This window comes from Paenibacillus sp. Marseille-Q9583 (assembly GCF_976954365.1).
Genome location: NZ_CDRJTB010000009.1, coordinates 38,103 through 59,601 on the forward strand (window position 1 = coordinate 38,103; position 21,499 = coordinate 59,601).

19 protein-coding genes are annotated in these 21,499 nt (G+C 41.2%); 12 read left to right on the forward strand and 7 right to left on the reverse strand.

Annotated elements, in window-relative coordinates; translation table 11 throughout:
- Positions 1 to 274 precede the first annotated feature (274 nt).
- Together ald and ACWNM1_RS06655 are read right to left on the reverse strand one after the other, a co-directional pair.
- Positions 275 to 1,408: an alanine dehydrogenase gene (gene ald, locus ACWNM1_RS06650; RefSeq protein ID WP_449600452.1), complete on the reverse strand. Its 1,134-nt coding sequence runs from the start codon at positions 1,406 to 1,408 to the stop codon at positions 275 to 277.
- A 281-nt stretch (positions 1,409 to 1,689) separates the two neighbouring features.
- On the reverse strand, positions 1,690 to 2,916 hold the full coding sequence (locus tag ACWNM1_RS06655) for an allantoate amidohydrolase (protein WP_449600453.1): 1,227 nt from the start codon (positions 2,914 to 2,916) through the stop codon (positions 1,690 to 1,692).
- 227 nt (positions 2,917 to 3,143) lie between these two features.
- Here ACWNM1_RS06655 and ACWNM1_RS06660 point away from each other — a divergent pair, with 227 nt between their 5' ends.
- The 4 genes from ACWNM1_RS06660 to ACWNM1_RS06675 are packed head-to-tail and all read left to right on the forward strand — an operon-like array spanning position 3,144 to position 8,157.
- Positions 3,144 to 4,175 carry a glycosyltransferase family 2 protein gene (locus ACWNM1_RS06660; RefSeq protein WP_449600403.1) on the forward strand — a complete coding sequence of 344 codons (1,032 nt, stop codon included), beginning with the start codon at positions 3,144 to 3,146 and terminating at the stop codon, positions 4,173 to 4,175.
- Positions 4,172 to 5,299, forward strand: a complete 1,128-nt coding sequence (locus ACWNM1_RS06665) for a polysaccharide pyruvyl transferase family protein (RefSeq protein ID WP_449600404.1) — start codon at positions 4,172 to 4,174, stop codon at positions 5,297 to 5,299. Before ACWNM1_RS06660 ends, ACWNM1_RS06665 begins: the two co-directional genes overlap by 4 nt.
- Positions 5,274 to 6,821, forward strand: a complete 1,548-nt coding sequence (locus tag ACWNM1_RS06670) for a sugar isomerase (RefSeq protein WP_449600405.1) — start codon at positions 5,274 to 5,276, stop codon at positions 6,819 to 6,821. Before ACWNM1_RS06665 ends, ACWNM1_RS06670 begins: the two co-directional genes overlap by 26 nt.
- Positions 6,822 to 6,840: 19 nt before the next feature.
- On the forward strand, positions 6,841 to 8,157 hold the full coding sequence (locus ACWNM1_RS06675; protein WP_449600406.1) for a glycosyltransferase family A protein: 1,317 nt from the start codon (positions 6,841 to 6,843) through the stop codon (positions 8,155 to 8,157).
- Here ACWNM1_RS06675 and ACWNM1_RS06680 read toward each other — a convergent pair.
- On the reverse strand, positions 8,131 to 9,243 hold the full coding sequence (locus tag ACWNM1_RS06680; protein WP_449600407.1) for a threonine aldolase family protein: 1,113 nt from the start codon (positions 9,241 to 9,243) through the stop codon (positions 8,131 to 8,133). The two genes, ACWNM1_RS06675 and ACWNM1_RS06680, sit on opposite strands and share 27 nt — an antisense overlap.
- 157 nt (positions 9,244 to 9,400) lie before the next feature.
- Between ACWNM1_RS06680 and udk the strand changes: the two genes are divergently transcribed.
- The 6 genes from udk (at position 9,401) to ACWNM1_RS06710 (ending at position 14,927) form a co-directional block, all read left to right on the forward strand.
- Positions 9,401 to 10,027, forward strand: a complete 627-nt coding sequence (gene udk / locus ACWNM1_RS06685) for a uridine kinase (RefSeq protein ID WP_449600454.1) — start codon at positions 9,401 to 9,403, stop codon at positions 10,025 to 10,027.
- 162 nt (positions 10,028 to 10,189) lie between these two features.
- A complete protein-coding gene (locus ACWNM1_RS06690; RefSeq protein WP_449600408.1) occupies positions 10,190 to 11,782 on the forward strand; it encodes a spore germination protein in 1,593 nt (530 codons plus the stop codon).
- A gap of 161 nt (positions 11,783 to 11,943) precedes the next feature.
- Entirely contained in the window at positions 11,944 to 12,288 is a 345-nt protein-coding gene (locus ACWNM1_RS06695; protein WP_449600409.1) for a GerAB/ArcD/ProY family transporter, read from the forward strand.
- Positions 12,289 to 12,312: 24 nt separating this feature from the next.
- Positions 12,313 to 12,543 carry a hypothetical protein gene (locus ACWNM1_RS06700; RefSeq protein WP_449600410.1) on the forward strand — a complete coding sequence of 77 codons (231 nt, stop codon included), beginning with the start codon at positions 12,313 to 12,315 and terminating at the stop codon, positions 12,541 to 12,543.
- Positions 12,544 to 12,587: 44 nt separating this feature from the next.
- The gene (locus ACWNM1_RS06705) at positions 12,588 to 13,793 is read left to right on the forward strand and encodes a Ger(x)C family spore germination protein (RefSeq protein WP_449600411.1); all 1,206 of its coding nucleotides are present in this window, start codon (positions 12,588 to 12,590) and stop codon (positions 13,791 to 13,793) included.
- Positions 13,794 to 13,814: 21 nt separating this feature from the next.
- Positions 13,815 to 14,927 (forward strand): GerAB/ArcD/ProY family transporter, encoded by a 1,113-nt coding sequence (locus ACWNM1_RS06710; protein ID WP_449600412.1) that lies wholly within the window; start codon positions 13,815 to 13,817, stop codon positions 14,925 to 14,927.
- A 163-nt stretch (positions 14,928 to 15,090) separates the two neighbouring features.
- Here ACWNM1_RS06710 and ACWNM1_RS06715 read toward each other — a convergent pair whose 3' ends face one another.
- The 4 genes from ACWNM1_RS06715 to ACWNM1_RS06730 all read right to left on the reverse strand — a co-directional run bounded on the left by ACWNM1_RS06715 (position 15,091) and on the right by ACWNM1_RS06730 (position 19,435).
- Positions 15,091 to 16,122 carry a LacI family DNA-binding transcriptional regulator gene (locus tag ACWNM1_RS06715; protein WP_449600413.1) on the reverse strand — a complete coding sequence of 344 codons (1,032 nt, stop codon included), beginning with the start codon at positions 16,120 to 16,122 and terminating at the stop codon, positions 15,091 to 15,093.
- Between the two features lie 100 nt (positions 16,123 to 16,222).
- Positions 16,223 to 17,056: a carbohydrate ABC transporter permease gene (locus ACWNM1_RS06720; protein WP_042184128.1), complete on the reverse strand. Its 834-nt coding sequence runs from the start codon at positions 17,054 to 17,056 to the stop codon at positions 16,223 to 16,225.
- Positions 17,056 to 17,898 carry a carbohydrate ABC transporter permease gene (locus ACWNM1_RS06725; RefSeq protein WP_060626540.1) on the reverse strand — a complete coding sequence of 281 codons (843 nt, stop codon included), beginning with the start codon at positions 17,896 to 17,898 and terminating at the stop codon, positions 17,056 to 17,058. Before ACWNM1_RS06725 ends, ACWNM1_RS06720 begins: the two co-directional genes overlap by 1 nt.
- A gap of 154 nt (positions 17,899 to 18,052) precedes the next feature.
- Positions 18,053 to 19,435 carry an ABC transporter substrate-binding protein gene (locus ACWNM1_RS06730; protein ID WP_449600414.1) on the reverse strand — a complete coding sequence of 461 codons (1,383 nt, stop codon included), beginning with the start codon at positions 19,433 to 19,435 and terminating at the stop codon, positions 18,053 to 18,055.
- Positions 19,436 to 19,721: 286 nt separating this feature from the next.
- On the opposite strand from ACWNM1_RS06730, the gene ACWNM1_RS06735 reads away from it, so the two are divergent.
- Entirely contained in the window at positions 19,722 to 20,372 is a 651-nt protein-coding gene (locus ACWNM1_RS06735) for a hypothetical protein (protein ID WP_449600415.1), read from the forward strand.
- A 67-nt stretch (positions 20,373 to 20,439) separates the two neighbouring features.
- Positions 20,440 to 21,486 (forward strand): hypothetical protein, encoded by a 1,047-nt coding sequence (locus ACWNM1_RS06740; protein WP_449600416.1) that lies wholly within the window; start codon positions 20,440 to 20,442, stop codon positions 21,484 to 21,486.
- The last annotated feature ends 13 nt before the right edge of the window (positions 21,487 to 21,499 follow it).

Consider the following 21,499-nt stretch of genomic DNA (forward strand, 5'->3'; position numbering starts at 1 on the left):
ACAAACATCCACCCGATCCAACGATCTTCATAACGCAGTCCTACAAACCTTTAACACCGAATTAGTAGATTTCTGCTGGATCTAGGCACACTGAAGCCACTCCTAGCTACCTCCTAGATCAAACTAGCAGACTTCTACCGGATCCTCCCCACACCGAACTAAGCTGAAATATTACTCCCAGAAACAACAAACAGCAAACTCCCTTAGCGGGAATTCGCTGTCTATTGGTCTCCAAATATTATAAATCATTTGGAACACATCTATTTAGCTCTAATTAGCTCATCGTGAACGTCTGCTCCATAGCTTGTTCTACCGTAAAATGTTTCTCGCCAAGTGCTTCAGCCACGGCTTGGCAGGTGATTTTACCATTGGCGACATTTACGCCGCTTCTTAGGCCCGCATTCTCCTGAATCGCCTTGATCACGCCTTTATTGGCAATTTGCAGGGCGTATGGAACGGTGACATTGGTTAAAGCGATCGTCGAAGTTTTCGCCACAGCGCCCGGCATATTAGCAACAGAATAATGCAACACGCCGTGCTTAATAAATACAGGATTATCATGTGTTGTCACTCTGTCGATCGTCTCTACGATACCACCTTGGTCAATGGCCACATCAACAATCACCGATCCCGGCTTCATGGTCTTGACCATTTCTTCTGTAACCAGCTTCGGTGCTTTCGCACCAGGAATCAACACCGCACCTACCAACAGGTCTGCCTCAGCTACCACTTTGGCAATATTGTAAGGGTTAGAGATGAGCGTATTGATCTGTGCCCCAAAAATATCATCTAATTGACGCAATCTTTCAGCACTGAGGTCAACAATTGTAACATCAGCACCCAAACCAATAGCCATTTTTGCAGCGTTTGTACCCACTACTCCACCGCCGATGATGCTAACTTTGCCACGACTAACCCCGGGAACACCGGAGAGAAGAATCCCTTGTCCGCCATAGTTTTTTTGTAAAAACTGAGCGCCAAGCTGCACAGACATCCGGCCCGCTACTTCACTCATCGGTGTTAATAACGGCAAGGTACGTTCATGAACAACCGTCTCATACCCGATGGCAAAGACACCCTTGTCTTTGAGCGCAGCTGCCAGAGAAGGTTCAGGCGCAAGATGCAGATACGTGAACAAGATAAGGCCTGGACGGAAATAAGGGTACTCGCTTTCCAGCGGTTCTTTCACTTTCATCACCATTTCGGCAGAGCTCCAGACCGTAGCTGCGTCCTGAATCAGCTTCGCTCCGGCAGAAGCATACTCTTCGTTCGGAAATCCACTTCCCACACCAGCCCCAGCTTCCACCAGCACTTGATGTCCTTCTTTAATAAGGCTAACTACACCCGCAGGCGTTATGGCTACACGATTCTCATTATTTTTATTTTCTTTAGGCACTCCGATAATCATCATTCATCTCTCCCGTCTAATGTAGATCCCTTATGTAAAGAATGATAACATACGTTTAGTATTCCCAATTTGGTAAAAAATTAAAATATTATCTATCATCATTGTGTTTTTACACAAAGGATTCGACTTAAACCGCCCAGTAACTTTATGACATTTGGTACCCAACACAACCCTAATCATTATCTCATAAAAAAAGACACTGCTTAAAGTGTCTTTTTGACGATTTTGTATGAAATTAAAGCACTACTTCCATATTAGAATGTTATATTTAGTGACGCGTATTACTTTGACAGTAATAATAACACCGTTTCTAGGATTACATTTACCCCTTTTTCACAGTCTTCATAGGAGGTAAGCTCCTCTTCACAATGACTTTTTCCCTTCACACTAGGTACAAACACCATCGCGGATGGCAGAAAGCTGGCTACGAACTGAGCATCATGCCCTGCGCCACTTGCGATCTTCCGTTTAGAATAACCCAAGGCTTGTGCCGCTTGCTCCACTAAATCACATATCCCCCGGTCAAACCAAACAGTCTCTCTACCCCAAAGCTTGGTCTTACTTGCTCCGCAGTCCAGTAACATCTCCGGCAAGCTATGAATAATAGCTTCCACCTCACGGACAATCTCCATATCTTTATGTCTAGCCTCAATGGTGAAGATCACTTTATTGGGAATGACGGTATGAATATTAGGAAACACATTCATTCTGCCCATGGTATACACCAGTTCAGAATCGAGCGCACTAAGCTTGCTTCTAAGCTCCGTAATCAAATCCGTGGCAGCGAACAAGGCATCCTTGCGCATTGCCATAGGCGTGGTGCCCGCATGATCCGATTCCCCCATCACCTCAATCTCATAGCAGGCCATGCCAACTACACAGTCCACCAGACCAATCGACAGTTCTTCTTGTTCTAGCACGGGACCTTGCTCGATGTGAAGCTCCAAATAAGCAGTGGCTTCGGTAATTCGATTGCTCGCTTCCCCCTTATATCCGCTCTCCTCCAGTGCTTCGCCAAAGGTAATGCCTTCGGGATCTTTTTTATTCAACATTTCTGCCTTATCGAACTTACCGGCCAGCACACCAGAAGCCATCATCGAAGGCTCAAAGCGAGCCCCTTCTTCATTTGTGAAATTCATAATGGTCACCGATAGCTTCGGTTTTATCCCGTGATCCACGAGTGTGCGAACTACCTCTAGTCCAGCGATTACCCCAAGGATACCATCGAATCTGCCGCCTTTTTTCACAGTATCCATATGCGAACCAATCACAATAGGAGGCCCAGACTCTACACCCGCAAGCGTAGCGTACATCGTGCCCATATCATCCACCTTCACAGACATCCCCAATTCTTCACAACAGGATCGAAAATAATCCCGAACCTTAAGATCCTCTTCCGTCAGCGATAACCGGGTCACGCCGTTATTATCTGTACGCCCATAATCCGCAAATGCCTCAATCGTATTCTTTAATCTCTCACCGTTCACGAATATTTTTTGCAGCTGCATCATAGTCCCTCCGCTTCGAGAATTCATGATTTTATAGACTTTCTATATATGTTATACCAATCGATATGATTGTCATTTTACATACTGTAATAATTATTATTCACGCGATGTTACAACGAATTAGAGGTAGCAATAAGTAAACTAAAGTAGTATATACAATCTTTTGATACGAAGGGTAAGCTTAAGATAGCTATTTATCCAGTTCTACCAAGGAAAGGAGCCAGCACATGAATCTAAGCATTGTGGTCCCTGTATACAATATTGAACATTATATAACCCCTATGTTTGATTCACTCCTTAACCAAAGTGAACCACATTTCGAGGTCATTATCGTGGACGACGGATCTACAGATAACACCTACAACGTGATAGCAAATATTCTCGCACTTCACCCCGATCTTTCTTGCAAAGTCATTCGAACAGAGAATCAGGGAGTTAGTGCGGCTAGAAATAGAGGCTTAACAGAAGCTACAGGGAAATATGTGCTGTTTCTGGATGGTGATGATTATATCTCTACAGACTTAGTACGAACCATTCATACCTATACTCAACCATCTGACCCCGAGATTATTTGCTGGGGATATAGCCATGTCACAGAGGATGGAGTCACTACTTTGAGCTACACCTCCGCTTATAGCAACATAACAGGCAGTGAAGCACTGACGCATATTTTCGTGAACAAAAGCTTGCGGATATGGACAGGGAGCATTGCATACAAACGGGAATTATTACTCCAACATAGGCTCCAATATACGGAACGCTGTGTGAATGGAGAAGATCAGGAATTTATCTACAAAGCCTTATCCAGAGCCGCTACTGTCATCACATTGCCGGATATATTATCATTTTATTTACAAAGAAACACGTCGATTTCCAACAGCTATAATGTAAAAAAATTTGATGTCGTTGGTGTATTCAAACGGGTAGATGCTTATTTCGAGGCCCATCCCTTTGAGAAGCTGGATATGATATCTCCTTATATAAGAAATCGCGAATTGATCGAGAATTACTTTTTCAACCTAAAAACCTGTCTAAATGGGACAGAAGGCGTAAGCATTCATAAGTTACTTCGCGACATCGATCATACCTATCCGGAACTAAACCAAGAAATGTATGAACTCATAAGACGTTATAGAGGGAATGATCGAAGATTAGCCCTTTATATCCGAGCATTCTTAATCTCCCCGCTTCTATATCACAGATTCATTTCTGTGGAGAGAAGCTTATCCAGGTTCAAGCGAAAGGAATCTAGAATATGAAGAAGATGCTGATCTATGCCTATACCGAATTTAATTTGGGCGATGATTTATTCATAAAGGTACTATGTGAAAGGTATCCGGATACCGAATTCAGAATCTGTGCTCCACGCCTATACAAGCTATGCTTCAAAGAGATCAGGAACCTCAAAGTGTATCCTTCCGATTCCATTTTCTTAAGAGGCATTGCCTTTATTTGCAGAAGGTTAAAGATACATAATCTGGCGCAAAAATTTATGGCAAATCACTCCGATGGTGTTGTTCATATCGGCGGCTCGATCTTTATGCAGGCAGAGCATTGGGAGAAGCATTTTAAGAACGCAGAAGCCATCCGGAATAAGAACAAGCCTTACTATTTATTAGGATCGAATTTCGGCCCTTATACAGATAAAGAATATTATGAGGAACATAGGCGGATTTTTAAGAACTATACAGACATCTGCTTTAGAGAAAAGTACTCTTATGATTTATTTGAGGATCTGAATAATGTCCGTTTAGCACCCGATATTATTTTTCAGCTTAACCCGTCAGATCTTCACACCGAACCGGAGGATTATATCGTCTTATCCGTCATTAAGCCTTCTGCTAAAGGTCTGAACGGTTTTGACAACCTCTATTATGAAAAAATGAAAGAACTCGCAATTTATTTCATTGAAAAAGGCTACGCTGTTCATTTCATGTCATTTTGTGAACACGAAGGTGATCAGCTGGCGATTGAGGAAATCCGGAGTCTTATGGGTCCCTCCTATGAGGATGCCACCCAAGTGCATTTATATAAAACGAATATGGAAGAGGTCTTGGCCGTTCTAGCCCATTCCAGCTTTATCGTAGCTTCAAGATTCCATGCGATGATCCTCGGGTGGGTATTGGGTAAACCAGTGTTTCCCGTCGCTTACAGCAAAAAAATGATCAATGTAATGGAAGATGCCCAGTTCAAAGGGTTATATACCGATTTCACTACACTGGAGCAGCTCCAGCCTGCACAGGTTTTTGAAAGTATGACTACTCACTATATGGATGTCACACCGCAAGCCAAACATGCCGAAAGGCATTTCGAGCATCTGGATACGTATTTATCGCTTTACGAAAGGAGGATGCGTTATGAGAGCCAAGCGGAGCATTCTTAACTTATCTTTTGGACTCGGGAGTCAACTCATCACGATCATCCTCGGTTTTTTTATCCCCCGACTGATTATGGTCAACTATGGCTCAGAGGCCAATGGTTTAATCGCTTCTATTGTACAAATTATTAGTTATTTGGCACTGCTGGAAGCCGGCGTAGGCGCCGCTTCGATCCAAGCCCTATACAAGCCAGTAGCTTCGGATGATAAGAACCACATCAACTCTATTTTGGCCGCCACCTCTAGCTATTATAAAAAAACAGGCATTTATTATTTCTTCGCCGTCCTTCTAATCGCCACCGTGTATCCATTAGTGATCACTTCTGACATCGATCGATTATCGATTATGCTCATTATTTTGCTTACAGGGATGGGCGGAGCGATCAATTATTATTTTCAAGGGAAATTCAAAGTGCTTCTCGCTGCAGAGGGAAAAAGCTATGTAGAGACTTCTATAGTCACCGTAGCTAATATTCTGAACAATGTAATTCGGATTCTGTTATTACTTCAAGGCGTTAACATCATTGCTGTGCAAGCTTCCTACTTCATACTGACCATACTTCAAATCGTCGTCTTCTATATTTATATTAATAAGCATTACAAATGGATCAACCTAAATCTTAAACCAGACTATGAAGCCATTGGTCAAAAAAATTCCGTCTTAGTCCATGAGATCTCCTACTTAGTGTTTAGAAATACTGACGTGCTAATCCTGACTATATTTACGAACTTAAAGATCGTCAGCATTTATGTCATGTACAACATGATTTTTACGATTGTAGATAACATCGTCCAAACCATAAACGGAAGCGTGAAGGCTGCTCTCGGTCAGAGCTTTCATGAGAGTAAAGAAGCCTTTATTAAATTTTATGATGCTTACGAAGTGTATTTTATGGGGCTCATTTTCTCGATTCTAACGGTAGCCTACATTCTAATTCTACCTTTTATGAAACTGTATACCGCTGGGGTAAATGACGTGAATTATATCGATATGTGGCTGCCGATCCTGTTCGTAGTCATCAAATTATTAACCAATGCCAGAGCTTCCTCCAATAATGTGATTACGATCGCCGGACATTTCAAGAACACACAGAACCGTTCCATTCTAGAATCCGCTATCAATCTAGTCGCTTCTATTGTCTTCGTTATCTTTATGGGGATTTACGGTGTATTGATGGGGACGATAGCCGCTCTCTTGTATCGCTCCATAGATATCGTGGTCTATGCTAGCAGACATCTGCTGGAGCGGAGCCCTTGGGTCACTTTTAGAAGATGGCTTACGAATGCAGTCGTTTTTGTTGGCATTATTCTAATCTCCAGCACCATCGACATCCCTATCCATTCCTATGCAGGAATTATGTTGTGGGGTGTACTGTTAGGGCTTGTGACCCTGCCCGTATATTTCGTAATTGCCTCCTTAATGGAACGGGAAGTATTCCTGTATACATGGGGACATCTCAAAACGTATCGATATAAACTCAAAAGTAAAATTGCAGCTAGACCTAAGGTAAGTGGTTTATCCAAATAACACAGCAGGAGGCCCCCAAATGGATCATAGCGAGGTTTTGCAGCAAGCCTGTTACGTCTTTCTAAATGACCTTAATCATGAAATCAACCATTCACCATCCATTTCAATGGACGATAAAGAACTATTCCAAAGATGCCGCCTGATCATAGATAAAGAACAAAATCCGCAAATTAGAACCTTTCTGGAAACCTTATCTGAGGTGATCCGTGCTTATCTCACAGGGAGAGCTTCAGAAGATGCATTAAGGTTCTATCTGTCAGAGCAATTCAGTATTGTGAACGAAGAAATTGACGGGTTAATCCATGGGATCGTTGCAATCAAACATCACTCCTCCCATACGGATACTTCACACTCAGCACTCCTTTCCTTTGCCGATTATCCCAAGGTTAGTGTCATTATCACTACTTACAATAGAAAGGCATTTCTATATCAAGCGATCCAAAGCATCTTAAAGCAAGACTATCCTTATATAGAGATCACAGTTATTGATGATTGCTCTACAGATGGCACGGATGAGTTAATGCATCAAAGCTTCGGAAGCGAGTCACGGGTAATCTATATGCGGAACGAAAAAAATAGCGGGCCGGGAAATAATCGCCGTAAGGCTTTTGCTGCTCATGGTGATGGGAAGTACGTTCTTTTTCTCGATGATGATGACTATCTGATTGATATGAATTATTTAAGTAAGGCTGTACACTTTCACAATCACCATCCCGAAATATCATTTGTGGCTGCTAATGTGTTTCTCGAATTTTCAAAGGCCAAACACCTGAAGATCAGTAGCCTACAGCTAAGCAGGATTATTAAGAAGCAGGATTATTTCATGAATTTCGAGAAAAAAGGATATCCGAAGCCCTCCTCCACCTTAACAACTGTCTTTAAGCGTGAGGCTTTAATGGCTATGGATATCCTGAATATGAACATGGTTAACGATGCTTCTATTTATCTGCGTTCCTTGCTCATCGGTGATGCTGGCTTCATAGATACCCTTGCCGGTGTGTACAGATTACACGGAGACAATATTACTTTTAATTTGAGTCAGCGATTCTTAATTGAGAATCTGGAGGAGAAGCTATTAATTAAGAATATCGCCATTCAGAAATATGGCTATCACGAGCAGGAAATGACGGAATGGTTTAACCATAATGCATATGATACGATCTCATACTATTTATTAAATTCTGCGAAAGACGCCACAGACTTTAAATTCATGTATCATTGGGCCCTTAACCATTGCCCGCCGATCTACAATCAATTAAGAAATGAATTCCGTACAAAGCTTATTAAAAAACAATTATTACGGATCTCGTTACTTCGAACGCTGCTCGGAAGATGATTCACGCATTAGCTTATCGAGCAGCAGTAAGAATCCTCTTAACTCTTCTTTAGGGATGTCTGCGTACTTGTCTCCAATACTGATCTCACAATAAGAACTATGTTCTCCCGTTGGTCTTATCGCTGCGCTTAAACCGATTCCTGTTGCCTCATATACAGAAGACAGGATCGGTTCAATGCTCTCCCTAGACATTTGAAAATGCATATGAAACATGTTGGAGACAGGCTCAGCAGGTAACGTAGTCACCGCATGACATTGATTAACTAAAGCAGCAAGCTCTTTAGCCCCTTCAAAATACTGCTGCATCTTATCTACTCTTTGCTGGTAGTAATAATCAGAGGAAATAATGTATGGATACAGACTGATTAGGTCGCCACCATGCCGCCGTTTCCATATCTTCGATTGCTTCGTAAACTCCTCAGCGCCTGCAAGAATCGCGCCTGCAATTCCTCCGATTCCTTTATACAGGGAGATATAGACACTATCAAAGAGGGCGCAGATCTCAGCAGCTGTCTTTCCATAATAGGGAAGCGTCTCAAGCAATCTTGCGCCATCCAAATGCAGCTTAATTCCCCGAGCACGGCAATATGCAGAAATCGCTTCAAGCTCCTGATACTCCGGTAACTGTCCGCCAATCTCACGCTGTGGCAATTCAAGCAGCAGACAAGCAATATCCTCCTTCATTTGTAATACATCATCCAAGGTAATGAGTCTATTCTTATCCGCAAGTAGGACAGGCTCGATATGATGCAATTCCTTCAACCCATCCTGCTCATGGATCTCTAAATGACATAAAGGGTGATAGGCGACGCTCTTGAGTCCTTTTTCATCACACCATATTCTTAAGGCGATTTGCTGTGCCATCGTTCCACTCGGAAAGAAAACTGCTGTTTCTTTTCCCAAGAGCTTCGCCATTTCCGACTGAAAATCCTCAATCACCTTTCCCGATCCATAAATATCAGATGGTGTACTATTCTCTACAGCTTCAAAGGCTTCCTTCAAGACTTGAACATCTCGATTCCCATGTCCTACCATTCGATAAGTCGTTTCATTAAAGGCCTCTTGCACTGATTTTTTTCCGTTCATTGGTAGAATTGCCCCTTCCGTATTTGCCTTGTCCCTAATATAGACGAATTTCAAAAAATCCCATCTTAATTTTACCCGATCTAAGGTGAAAAAACATGAGCGCTGTGCTACAATATTGGAATTGCAACGGCAATCTTAGGGAGGGTTATTGAATCACATGCTCATCATTGGTATCGCCGGCGGCACCGGCTCGGGAAAAACAACCGTAGCCCGCTCCGTCATTGACCGTCTTGGAACGGGAAAGGTAACTTTCATATCTCAAGATAACTACTATAAAGATCATTCACACCTCAGCTTCGCTGAACGTGAATCCATCAATTACGATCATCCTTTCGCTTTCGACAACGAGCTGCTTATTGAGCATCTTAAATGTCTGCGAGAAGATAGGACCGCATATGCACCGGTGTATGACTTCACAGTTCATGCCCGCTCCACTACGGAGACTGTAGAACTGAAACCCAACAATATTGTAATCATCGAGGGACTCCATGTTCTATCCGACGAGAACCTCCGCGATATGCTTGATATCAAAGTCTTTGTTGATGCTGATCCTGATGTACGCATCCTCCGCCGGGTACTCCGTGATATCGAGGAACGCGGTCGGAGCATTCAATCGATCCATCACCAATATTTGAGCACGGTTAAACCGATGCACGAAGCTTTTATTGAGCCATCCAAAAAATACGCCGATTTGATCATCCCTGAAGGTGGCCATAATGAGGTCGGTATCCAGTTGTTGTCCATCTTAACTGAGAAACATTTATATAACGATTGGACGTCCTAAAGTTCTTAAATATCTAGTTCTAACCCTAGCTGTCGAGATTCTCTCGACGGCTTTTTTTTGCATGCTCATCCCCAAATCTGCAGTAGACTATTCAAAGAATAATCCCACCGCATTTTGGTAATAGCTAATTTCACAGCAGCTTGCGGAAGAGGGATAACAACTATGGGATTTCTAAACAGAACAATCACTAAAATATTCAAAAACCCTTCATTAGGGCAGCCCAGCCCCACTAAAGAATTACCTAAAGAACCTCTCAAGGAAAACCTTCAAGATAATATTGAACATATAAAAACAGCACTCGGCAATAGCACAGACCTTGTGGTCAGAGATTTCTTCATTGGCTCCAAGCATCAAATGAAAGCCGCTATTTTCTACACGGATGGACTGGCTGACAGTAAAGCTATTCAGGATTTCATTCTGGAATCTCTAATCTTGGAACTCCCAGATCCTGACCTCGAAGTGCAGAATGACAACTATTTCTTATTAAAAAATCACATGCTTACCGTAGGTGAAATCAAAGATACGAAGGAATTCAATTCTTTATTTACTTCCTTATTATCTGGAGATGTGATTCTCTTACTCGATGGATACGCCAAGGGTTTCACGATTGGCATGCGTGGTTGGAAAGACCGTGGTGTCACGGAAAGTGCTACAGAAACGGTGATCCGTGGTCCCAAGGAAGCTTTCACAGAAAGCATGCGTACCAACACTGCATTAATCCGGCGTAAAATAAAAGACCCTAACTTATGGTTAGAAACACAACCCATTGGGCGTGTCACCCAAACAGATGTAGCCATTATGTATATTAAAGGGATTGTAGATGACGGGGTGGTGCAAGAAGTACATACACGTTTAGACCGGATCGACATCGATGGCATCTTGGAGAGTGGTTATATCGAGGAATTAATCGAGGATGAAACTTATACTCCATTTCCAACCATTCATCATACCGAACGTCCTGATGTTATTGCAGCTGCGCTAATGGAAGGAAAAGTAGCTATTTTAGTAGATGGAACACCTATAGTCATGACGGTTCCTACTACATTCGTTTCCTTCATGCAGACTGCTGAGGATTACTACCAACGTGCAGATGTTGGTACCTTAGTTCGGATGCTCCGTTATTTCTGTATATTCATTTCTCTTCTAGCCCCATCCTTATATGTAGCTATTACTACTTTCCATCAAGAGATGTTGCCTACAACCCTTCTTATTAGCTTAGCTGCTCAACGGGAAGGCGTACCGCTTCCAGCATTTATTGAAGCCCTCTTAATGGAGCTTGCCTTTGAGATTCTGAGGGAAGCCAGTGTACGAATGCCCCAAACCATAGCCCAATCAGTCTCTATAGTAGGAACACTAGTCATTGGAACGGCTGCAGTCGATGCCGGCATTGTTTCTGCCGCCATGCTCATTGTCGTTGCTGTTACAGCGATCTCCAGCTTTGTACTACCAGCCTTTGATCTCGCCTTGACAGTCAGAATGCTTCGTTTCCCAATGATGTTTCTTGCTGCTTCCTTTGGATTGTTCGGAATCATCATTGGTGTTATCGCAATAGTTCTTCATATGTGCAGCTTACGCTCCTTTGGAGTTCCTTATATGAGCCCGTTAGCTCCGTTTAATCTTGTTGATCAAAAGGACACCCTTTTCCGAATGCCTCGTTGGGCTATGTTTACCCGCCCTAAGCTAATCAATCAAAAGAATATGGTTCGGGTGAAGAGTACACCACCGGAAAAACCGGGAGATTTGGTGGAGGAATAACCATGAAACGAAAGGCGCCTCTGATTTTTATACTTATTCTGATGCAAATATTCCTAACAAGTGCTCAAGCATTCGTTAACCTTTATAAAGCAACCGATAGAACTACAAATGAAGCACTTTCTTTGTAAGAAATGGAGTAATCATTAGGAGTGAACGAAACCATGTTAGAAAAGGGAAAACTAAGTGCCCGTCAGCTAACTATTCTTGTCATGCTCCTTACTATTGGCGATTCTATCCTTATAATTCCCTCTTCCACTACAGAATACGCCAGACAAAATGCCTGGATTTCCACTTTAATTGGGATGGCAGCAGGTTTATTAGCAGTTTATATGTACAGCAAGTTCGCAAAGTCATATCCCAATTTAACGCTTATTCAAGTGATTCAAAAGGTTTTTGGAAAATGGATAGGAACTATTATATCCCTTACATTTTTAATGTATTTTCTTATGGTTTCCGTTGGAAGTATGCGAGAAGCACTCAGCAAAGACTTAACATCTCGAAACTAAAGATTGTTTGGGAGGTTGTGAACATTGGGTATAGTAGTGATCCTCATCATTGTAGCCGTTATTATAGCCACCGAAGTGCCTCTTATGCTGAGGAAAAATTTAATCAAGGAATTTTGGTTTTTTTTATTTCTTCTGTTGCTGGGAACTTTTTTTAGTCTGATTTACGTCATGAATCTCTCGATCTCAGACCCGTTAGCCTGGATGGTGTTCATCTATAAACCTGTAGCCGACATGGTAAATGCCTGGTTATCTTAAAAATAATGGGACTAAACCCGAGAGATCTAACGGAGGAATACACCATGAAACGAAGATCACTTCTACTTTGTCTTCTTGTTCTCATACAAATTGGGTTAACTGGTTGCTGGAGTCGACAGGAAATGAATGATCTCGCAATTGCCGTAGGGATCGGCATCGATAAGATCGGAGATCAATATCAAGTTTCTGCACAAGTGGTTTTACCCAGTCAAATCGCTGGCTCAAAAGGGGGAAGTCCTCAATCACCCGTTAACCTTTACAAAGAGACAGGAAATACTGTATATGAAGCCCTTAGGAAAATCACAACCGTAAGTCCACGTAAAATCTATATCTCTCATCTGCGGATCTTAGTCCTTAGCGAGGCTCTGGCTAAAGAGGGAATCAATGACGTTCTTGATTTCATGTCAAGAGATACCGAAGCGCGAAATGATTACTTTATTGTGGTGGCAAAGGATGCCCGGGCAGAAGATACTTTGAAAATATTAACTAGCCTCGAAAAGATTCCTGCTGTGCGATTGTTTTCCAGCCTAGAAACATCGGAGAAAAAATGGGCACCTACATCTACTGTGACATTAGGAACACTGATTACAGAACTTGTGAGTAAGGGTAAGAATCCAGTCTTAACAGGGGTTGTCATCAATGGAAATGTAGATACAGGGGAAACTACGAAGAATGTAGAAACCGTAGATTCTCCAACACAATTGAAATACTCTGGATTGGCCGTATTCAAAGAGGACAAATTGATCGGTTGGCTAAACCAAGAGGAATCAAAAGTGTATAACTATTTAACGAATAAGGTAAAGAGTACGATTTCCTTCATTAATTGTCCCCAAGATAAAGATAAAAAGATATCTCTTGATATATTTAAGGCCGAATCAAAAGTAAAAGGCAGCATGAATGGCAACAATCCAGAAATCAGTATCGAGCAACATATAGAAACAGATGTAGGAGAGGTTCAATGTAGAAATCTAGACCTCACCAATCCAAAGACCATCACCGAATTAGAACAAATCGCTAACGTGAAAGTAGAGCATTTATTCCAGACTACGATTAAAAAAGTGCAACAAGAATACAAATCCGATATTTTTGGATTTGGCGAGGTCATCCATCGCTCTAACCCACAGGCGTGGAAAAAACTGAAGGATAATTGGGATCAAACCTTTGTTAAATTACCAGTAAACGTAAAGATGAACATAGAGATTCGCCAGTTAGGGAAAGTAACTAACTCTTTCTTGGAAGAGACGAAGTGATAAATTGGAGGAAACAAAGCCATGCTCGAAAAGAGTAAATTAAGTATTCGTCAACTTACCATTCTTGTTATACTTCTTACCATTGGGGATTCCATTCTTGTGATCCCCCCTTCCACTACACACTACGCCAAACAAAATGCCTGGATTTCCTCCTTAATTGGAATGATCGTAGGTTTAATAGCCATTTTTTTGTACAGCAAATTCGCAAAGTTATACCCCAACCTAACGCTTATCCAAGTGATTCAAAAGGTTTTTGGAAAATGGATAGGGACTATTATATCTCTTTTGACCTTAATGTATTTTCTCATCGTTACCGTAGGAAGTATGCGGGAAGTCGCTGATTTCGTGACCTCGGAAATGTTGCCCGGAACCCCTATTCCGGCCATTCTAATCTTATTTATACTGATTGTCATTATGGCAACACGACTCGGTATTGAGGTTATCGGACGAACGGGTGAGATCTTTATTCCCATGGTTGTAGTCCTATTTCTAATCCTAACGGTCGCCACTATTCCTCAGATGGAAATAGTCAGAATGCTGCCCATATTGGAGGACGGAATAAAGCCAGTGCTAAGAGGGTCTATCTCCATTTCGGCTTACACCTTCTTAGAACCCGTTGTCTTTCTAATGTTCCTCCCTTATGTAAATCAACAAAAAAAAATAACAAAAGCCTTATTACAGGGCTGTTTCCTAGGTGGGATTATCATCTTCCTGACAGTCACTGTTTCCGTATTAGTACTAGGTCCGGATTTAACGACCAGAGATATATATCCCAGTTATAACATAGCAAGACGCATATCGGTTGGTGGGTTCTTTGAGCGGGTTGAAGCCATGATAGCTCTAATGTGGATGTTAACCTTGTTTATAGAAGTAACATTATACTTCTATGCTTTCGTTCTGGGATTATCCCAATTATTAAACTTAAAAGAGTTCCGGGTGCTAACTCTGCCTACAGGGATGATCCTAATCGCACTAGCACCTCTCATTGCTCCGAATTACACCTATTACAACGCGGTGTTTGATAATTATTGGGTGTACTACATTATAACCTTCGGGCTATTTCTACCCTTGGTATTGTTAAGTGTGGGGATGTTTCGAAGTGCACTGAGCAAAGACTTGAAATTCCGGAGTTAAATAGGAGCGGCCTTTATTACCTAATATCAATCCGAATCCGAGTAGGGTCACCGAATGGGGCGAGAAACCGTGTGATGTTGCTGATTCATTAAGTTCAATCTCTTGCGGCTCTATCTCCCTACCCCGATTCGTAAATAAACATAAACCTATAATTTTTTTGATACTACAATAAAGATCTCGTAGATTCTCTAACGATTAATTCTGCAGGGAAAATCTGATGCGCATGATTGACCTTTTTATTAATGAGATCAAACAAAATCTTAATCGACGCTTCCGCAATTTCTACTACTGGCTGTTTGATGGTAGTGATAGAAGGATTATAATAGAAAGAAATATCCAGTCCGTCATAACCAGCTACAGAGTAATCTTCAGGAACTCGCTTGCCTGCTTCAAATATTGCTTTACAGGCGCCGATGGCCATACTATCTGATAAGGTGAAAATAGCGGTAAACTCTTCCCCTGACTCTAGCAACTCTTTTGTAACCACATACCCATTTTCCATACTATAGCTATCAATATCTTCTTTCATCCGCCGTACTAGCCGTTCATTATAAGCTATTCCATGATCAGAAAGAGCCTTTTTATATCCTTCATATCTTAATTTACCGATACTTACATCATCTTCAGGCGCGGTAATGACTGCGATTTTCTCATGTCCCAGATTACATAAATAGTCTACAATTTTATAGCTCTCATTAAAGTCATCTACAGATACAGAAGAATAGTTACTTAGATCAAACTCTTCCGTCATCCCAATCGTGCTGAGGACAAATGGAACCGTTAATTGCTGTAATTTTTCTTGAGAGTGTGAGAATAATCCCCCAAGGAACACAATTCCCTTCAGACGCTTTTCTTTCTCCAGCTCAATCGCCACTTCGATCTCATCTTGATTCTCATCGACTCGCTGTAGGATAAAGGAATACTTCTTTCGCTGGATCTCTTTTTCAAACACTTTAATCATCGGGCTGAAAAATGGATTTGATATTCCTTTGATCAATACTGCAATCGTTTTCGAATCGGAACGTTTTAAATTTCTGGCACTGTTATTCGGTACATAATGGTTTTCTTTGATGACTTTCATAACCATCGCTTTTGTTTCTTCATTAATATCCGGATGATTATTTATAGCTCTAGATACTGTAGTCACGCCAACCCCACATAATTTGGCGATATCTATGATAGTCAATCTCTCCATTTCTACCTTTCCTTTACACGTTAAATAAGAAAGTAGGGTATTCTTGAAGAGAAGACTCCACAAGAAAAGCACCCTACTCGCTTCTACATACATATTCTATTTAACCCTTAACGGCTCCTGCAACGACACCTTCGATAATATATTTTTGGCAGGTGAGGTAGAAAATGATGATGGGTACAATAGCTAGAACTAGCATCGCCATCATAGCTCCCATATCAATCGAACCGTAGCCACCTTTTAGGTACTGTATCGCAATAGGAATGGTTTTATATTCAGTACCGATCAACAGGTCCGGCAACAGGAAGTCGTTCCATACCCACATTACATTAAGGATAGCCACAGTTACAGCTATAGGCTTAAGGATGGGCAATACCACTTTGAAGAAGGCTTGCGGTGGATTACATCCATCAATCATAACCGCCTCTTCAACCTCCAGTGGGATGGACTTCACAAATCCACTAAACATAAATACCGATAGCCCTGAACCAAATCCCAGATAGATCAAGATAATCCCAATCGGATTGTCGAGATGCAGCACATTGGCTGTCTTAGTCATTGTGAACATCACCATCTGGAAAGGTACGATCATTGAGAACACAAATGCGTAATACATCAAGTTCGTGAATTTTGATTTCACCCGAGTAATATACCATGCGGTCATGGAAGTGAATAACACGATTACAGCAACCGAACACACCGTGATAAACAAGGACATTCCAAAAGCACTGAAGAAATCAATCTTCGCTATACCGCTAGTATAGTTCTTCAGACCAACAAAAGTTGTTCCATTAGGGAATAAGAAAGGTGTATCACTAATGTAGAACTTCCCTTTGAAGGAGTTCATCAGAACAATAAAGATCGGAGATAAGAACGCAATGGCCAAGACCAACAAAATAGTGAATATGGAATAGTCTTTTGCTCTAGTCTGTTGCATTAGTTCTCAACCTCCTTTCTTCTAGTAATGACAAGTTGTACTAAGGCGATTAAGGCAACCAGTGCAAAGAACACGACGGCTTTCGCTTGACCGACACCTTCCCATCCTGTTTTTCCGTAGAAGGTATTGTAGATATCCAGTGCTAACATCGAGGTCTGCTTAGAAGGAGCACCAGCGGTTAACGCTAAGTTCTGGTCAAACAATTTGAATGAATTCGATAACGTTAAGAATAAACAAATGGTAATAGACGGCATTACGAGTGGGATCGTCACATTACGTAAAATCTTAGAACGTGAAGCTCCATCAATTCTTGCGGCTTCTACTATATCCTTAGGCACATTTTGAATACCTGCAACATAGATAATCATCATGTAACCTATCAATTGCCAATTCATAAGGATGATTAATCCCCAAAATCCATAAGTTGCGTCAGAGGTCAAAGTAACTCCAAATTTATACAGGATTCCGTTAAAGATCAGCTGCCAGATGTACCCTAATACGATACCGCCTATCAAGTTAGGCATGAAAAAAATAGTTCTAAATACGTTAGTCCCTTTTAGCTTTCTAGTTAACAACATCGCCAGTATGAAGGCGAATACATTAATCGTAAGAACAGATAGAACTGTAAACTTAACTGTAAAGCCTAGTGCATTTAGAAATTCTTGATTTGAAAATGCTTTAGCGTAATTGCCAAACCCTATCCATGTTGCATCATTGACGGTAGTAAACTCTGTAAAGGATAAATATATACCTAGCAGAAAAGGTACAACAAATGCGATCCCAAAGGCTATTATGGTCGGTAATGCAAAAAGAGCAAAATATTTTCTTATCGATTTTTCCATGGAGTCTTCTCCTATCTCAGTATGGAAAATGATGAAATCGATGAATTCACTCGATTGTTGCTTAGTGCCACTGAAATTCCGAAGGAATCCAGTGGCACTAAGCTTTTATCTTTATGACAACTGAGAGTTATTCAATCATTTATCCATGCATTTATTATTTTGCCTTTTCAGCCTTCCAAGTGTCCTTAAAGATGGTTACAACTTCATCCCAGGTTTTATTGCCTTGAGCGTATTGCAAGAGCGCATCACCAAAGACATTTTTGAACTCTTCACTTGGGAATGCCGCAAATGTCCAAGCTACGGAAGTCAGATCTTTTTCCATCCAAGCGGATACTTCTTTAGCAAGTGGATCTGCTGGTTTTTCGCTGTCTTCAAACGTATTGAATGGAGCGATGAAACCTAAGTCGTTCGTTACATAAGCTTTACCTTTTTCACTGGAGAACAACCATTCCAAAAATGCGATAGAAGCTTGTTGGTTCTCAGCAGAGACTTTGCTGTTGATTGCCAAATAGTTTTCTGTACCTACAGCCAGACCTTGTTTTTCTTCGCCTTTCATACCTGTGTAGATAGGCAAGAATTTGATGTCCTCAGCTTTAACTACGTTACCATCTACATCATTGATTTGTGACCAAGCCCAGTTACCGTTTTGAACCATTGCTGCGTTACCCAGTGCGAATTCAGCCATGGAGTCCGCTACAGATTTACTACCCAAAAGGGATTCTTTAGTCACAGAGTTTTTGATGTAAAGATCAAAGATGTTTTTGAATTTATCGTTATATTTGAATTCAACTTCCTTAGAAGCTAGACCGGCAAGAACTGTGTTATCAAACTCAGTGTTGTCTTTGAATTCATAGTACAGTGGCAAGTTAGCCAAGTGAGTCTGCCATCTCCATTGTTCTCCAGCAGCAAGGGAAGTCGAGGCGAATACACCTTTGATGCCCAGTTGATCTTTTTTAGCGGTCATATCTTCTACTACTGCTTTCAAAGTCTCGAAATTATTGATTTCAGTTGTGGAAGAGATCGAAACAGCTTTGTCAGCTAAAGCAAAGTATTTCTTCATAATGGCGTCGTTGTAGATAATACCGTATCCTTCAACTACGTAAGGGATACCATACACGCCTTCGCCTTCAGTTACAGCCAAGCTTTTGTCGGACAAGTAGCTGTATAGCTTAGTATCTTTCAGATCCAAAGTGTAATCTTTCCACGCTTGGAAACCAACAGGTCCATTAATTTGGAAGATCGTAGGTGCATCGGACTTAGAAATTTCGGATTTCAATTTGGTTTCGTAAGTACCTGCTGCAGCTGTTACGACTTTTACTTTAACGCCTGTCTCCGCTTCGTAATCCTTAGCGATTTTTTCATATATTTCTGCAATTTCAGGCTTGAAGTTTAAAAAGTAAACCGATCCATTTTTGCCAGATGAAGCGTTTCCACCATTGGTTGCTGTATTGTTCTCTTTATTCCCACACCCTGCTGCCAAGACTACAACCATAGACATTACCAACATGAGCCCTAGATATTTTTTGATATTCTTCATTTTTCTTCCCCCTCAAACTTTTTAATTAAATTACTTCTCTTAAAGACGTCTCCGAGCTTGCTTACGGAGAATAATGTCAGCGTTTTCATTTCGCTTAAATATTCTCTGCTTTTTTCCGGTATCCTTATCGGTAACGTTTTCAATTGAAATATTAGCACACCGTTTGGAACATTTCAATAACCATTTTATTGCAGAAACTCGCCATTACAAATCTTCAAACGTTATAATAGACAAGTATAAACGCCTTCGACTTTATTATATTTTTAAAATAAATATGAATAGGTGATTGCATATCTTATCTCTGATCGAAAAGTATGAGTTACAATTCTCTAATAATAATTATTTTGGCGATATCGGGGTAGAGCCCTCTTACTGCATTGTAAAAGGTACTCTCCCTGTCCTTGTGTCCGCTCCGCATACCATTAACCACTTTAGAGAGCATGCAGTAAAACCTGCGGACATGTATACAGGTTCTCTTGCGCTGCTGTTACAAAAGCTCACCAATTGCCACTGCATCTATTCCAATAGCTTCTCCAAAGAAGACCCCAATTACATCCTTGGGGGAGAATATAAAGCTGCACTTGGAACAATTGTCAAAGAACATCAAATTAACTTTGTGATAGACTTGCATGGTGCCTCTAAGGATAGGGAATTTGATATTGATTTAGGTACATTACACGGAACTTCCATACAAGAAAATAATGTAAATAAAGTCGTAAGCATTTTTTTTAATAATGGTATTACCAATGTTCATCAAAACCATACATTTTCTGCGTCTCATCCGGGAACGATCACATCGTATTCCGCCAAAGAGCTGTTAGTTCAAAGTATTCAAATTGAAATTAATCGAAATTATCGTAACCCGAAATCATTTGATTTATTCCAAAAAACCATTCATTCCCTCGAACAAATCATCAAGCAATTGGGAGGTGCCTAACATAAATATCGAGCAGACCTTCACCCTATTGGACAAACAAAGCTATACTGCCCGGGAGGAACTCACGATGAACCCCGATGAGCTGGCTGAATTAGGCTTAGTCCACCATATCTTTGTCGAGCTTAAAGCAGAGAATGATGCTCAGGTTAGCTGTTTGCTTTTATCTAAAAGTGATATCCCTAGAGGCAGTATTCAATTATCTAAAAGAGCAAAGGACAAGCTAGGAGATTGCCCCATAACAGGATTAACCATTACTAAACCTGAGTACAACACGATCCTTCGGGGAATTCCTAAAGTGGACGAGATTGCCAAACCTTATGTCAAAGCTTGTCCAACGCTCGTCCGCAAATATTCGAACCATGTAGAGCTAATTAATCCTAAGAATGGCTTTCGGGTAAACTTAACGTTAAAAGAGGATGACACAGCCAAGCCGAATGCACTATATTTCAACAGATACATCATGTTGTTACTTGAGACTCATGCCACTGAGGATGATCAACTAATTATTACCCGTGCAAGAACAAGTCCTCAGTCCAAGCCAGGGATACATAAACTTATACATCTGGGAATCAAACAGCCCTTAACCGCATTAGGAAATCTTTTTATTGGCAAAAGAGAGCTTACGCTAAGAGTAGGACATCCCTACCCTTTTGATGAGCACCAAAATCTATGCCGAATTCACCCCAATGTTAGAAAGCTGCTGGGCATGGAAGAGACCGATAAAATCGTCATCACCTATAACAACAAGGAAATCACCGTCCCCATCTTAGATATAGACACGGAGCATATTGCCCAGTTGATCAAGCTAAATGAGGAGGATGATCAGCTCAAATTTAACGACAGCCACTTATTTATCGGAATCACCGCATTGTCACGAAATGAACTAGAAATCCCAAGTATCGGCACATCGGTTACCGTAAAGAGAAGCATGAACTCCCTATTCTTAAAACACTTAAATAAGCTGGTCTTGCCTGTAATTGCTCTATTGTTTACAGTGGTACAGCTGTATAAGGATTTGAACTGGAGCATCGCTCTGACCGTTGCTATTTCTCTGGTACTACTTCCGATAATCATCTATACGACGCTATCTGAAGAACGAGCAAAAATTAACTAAATGGAGCGATGAT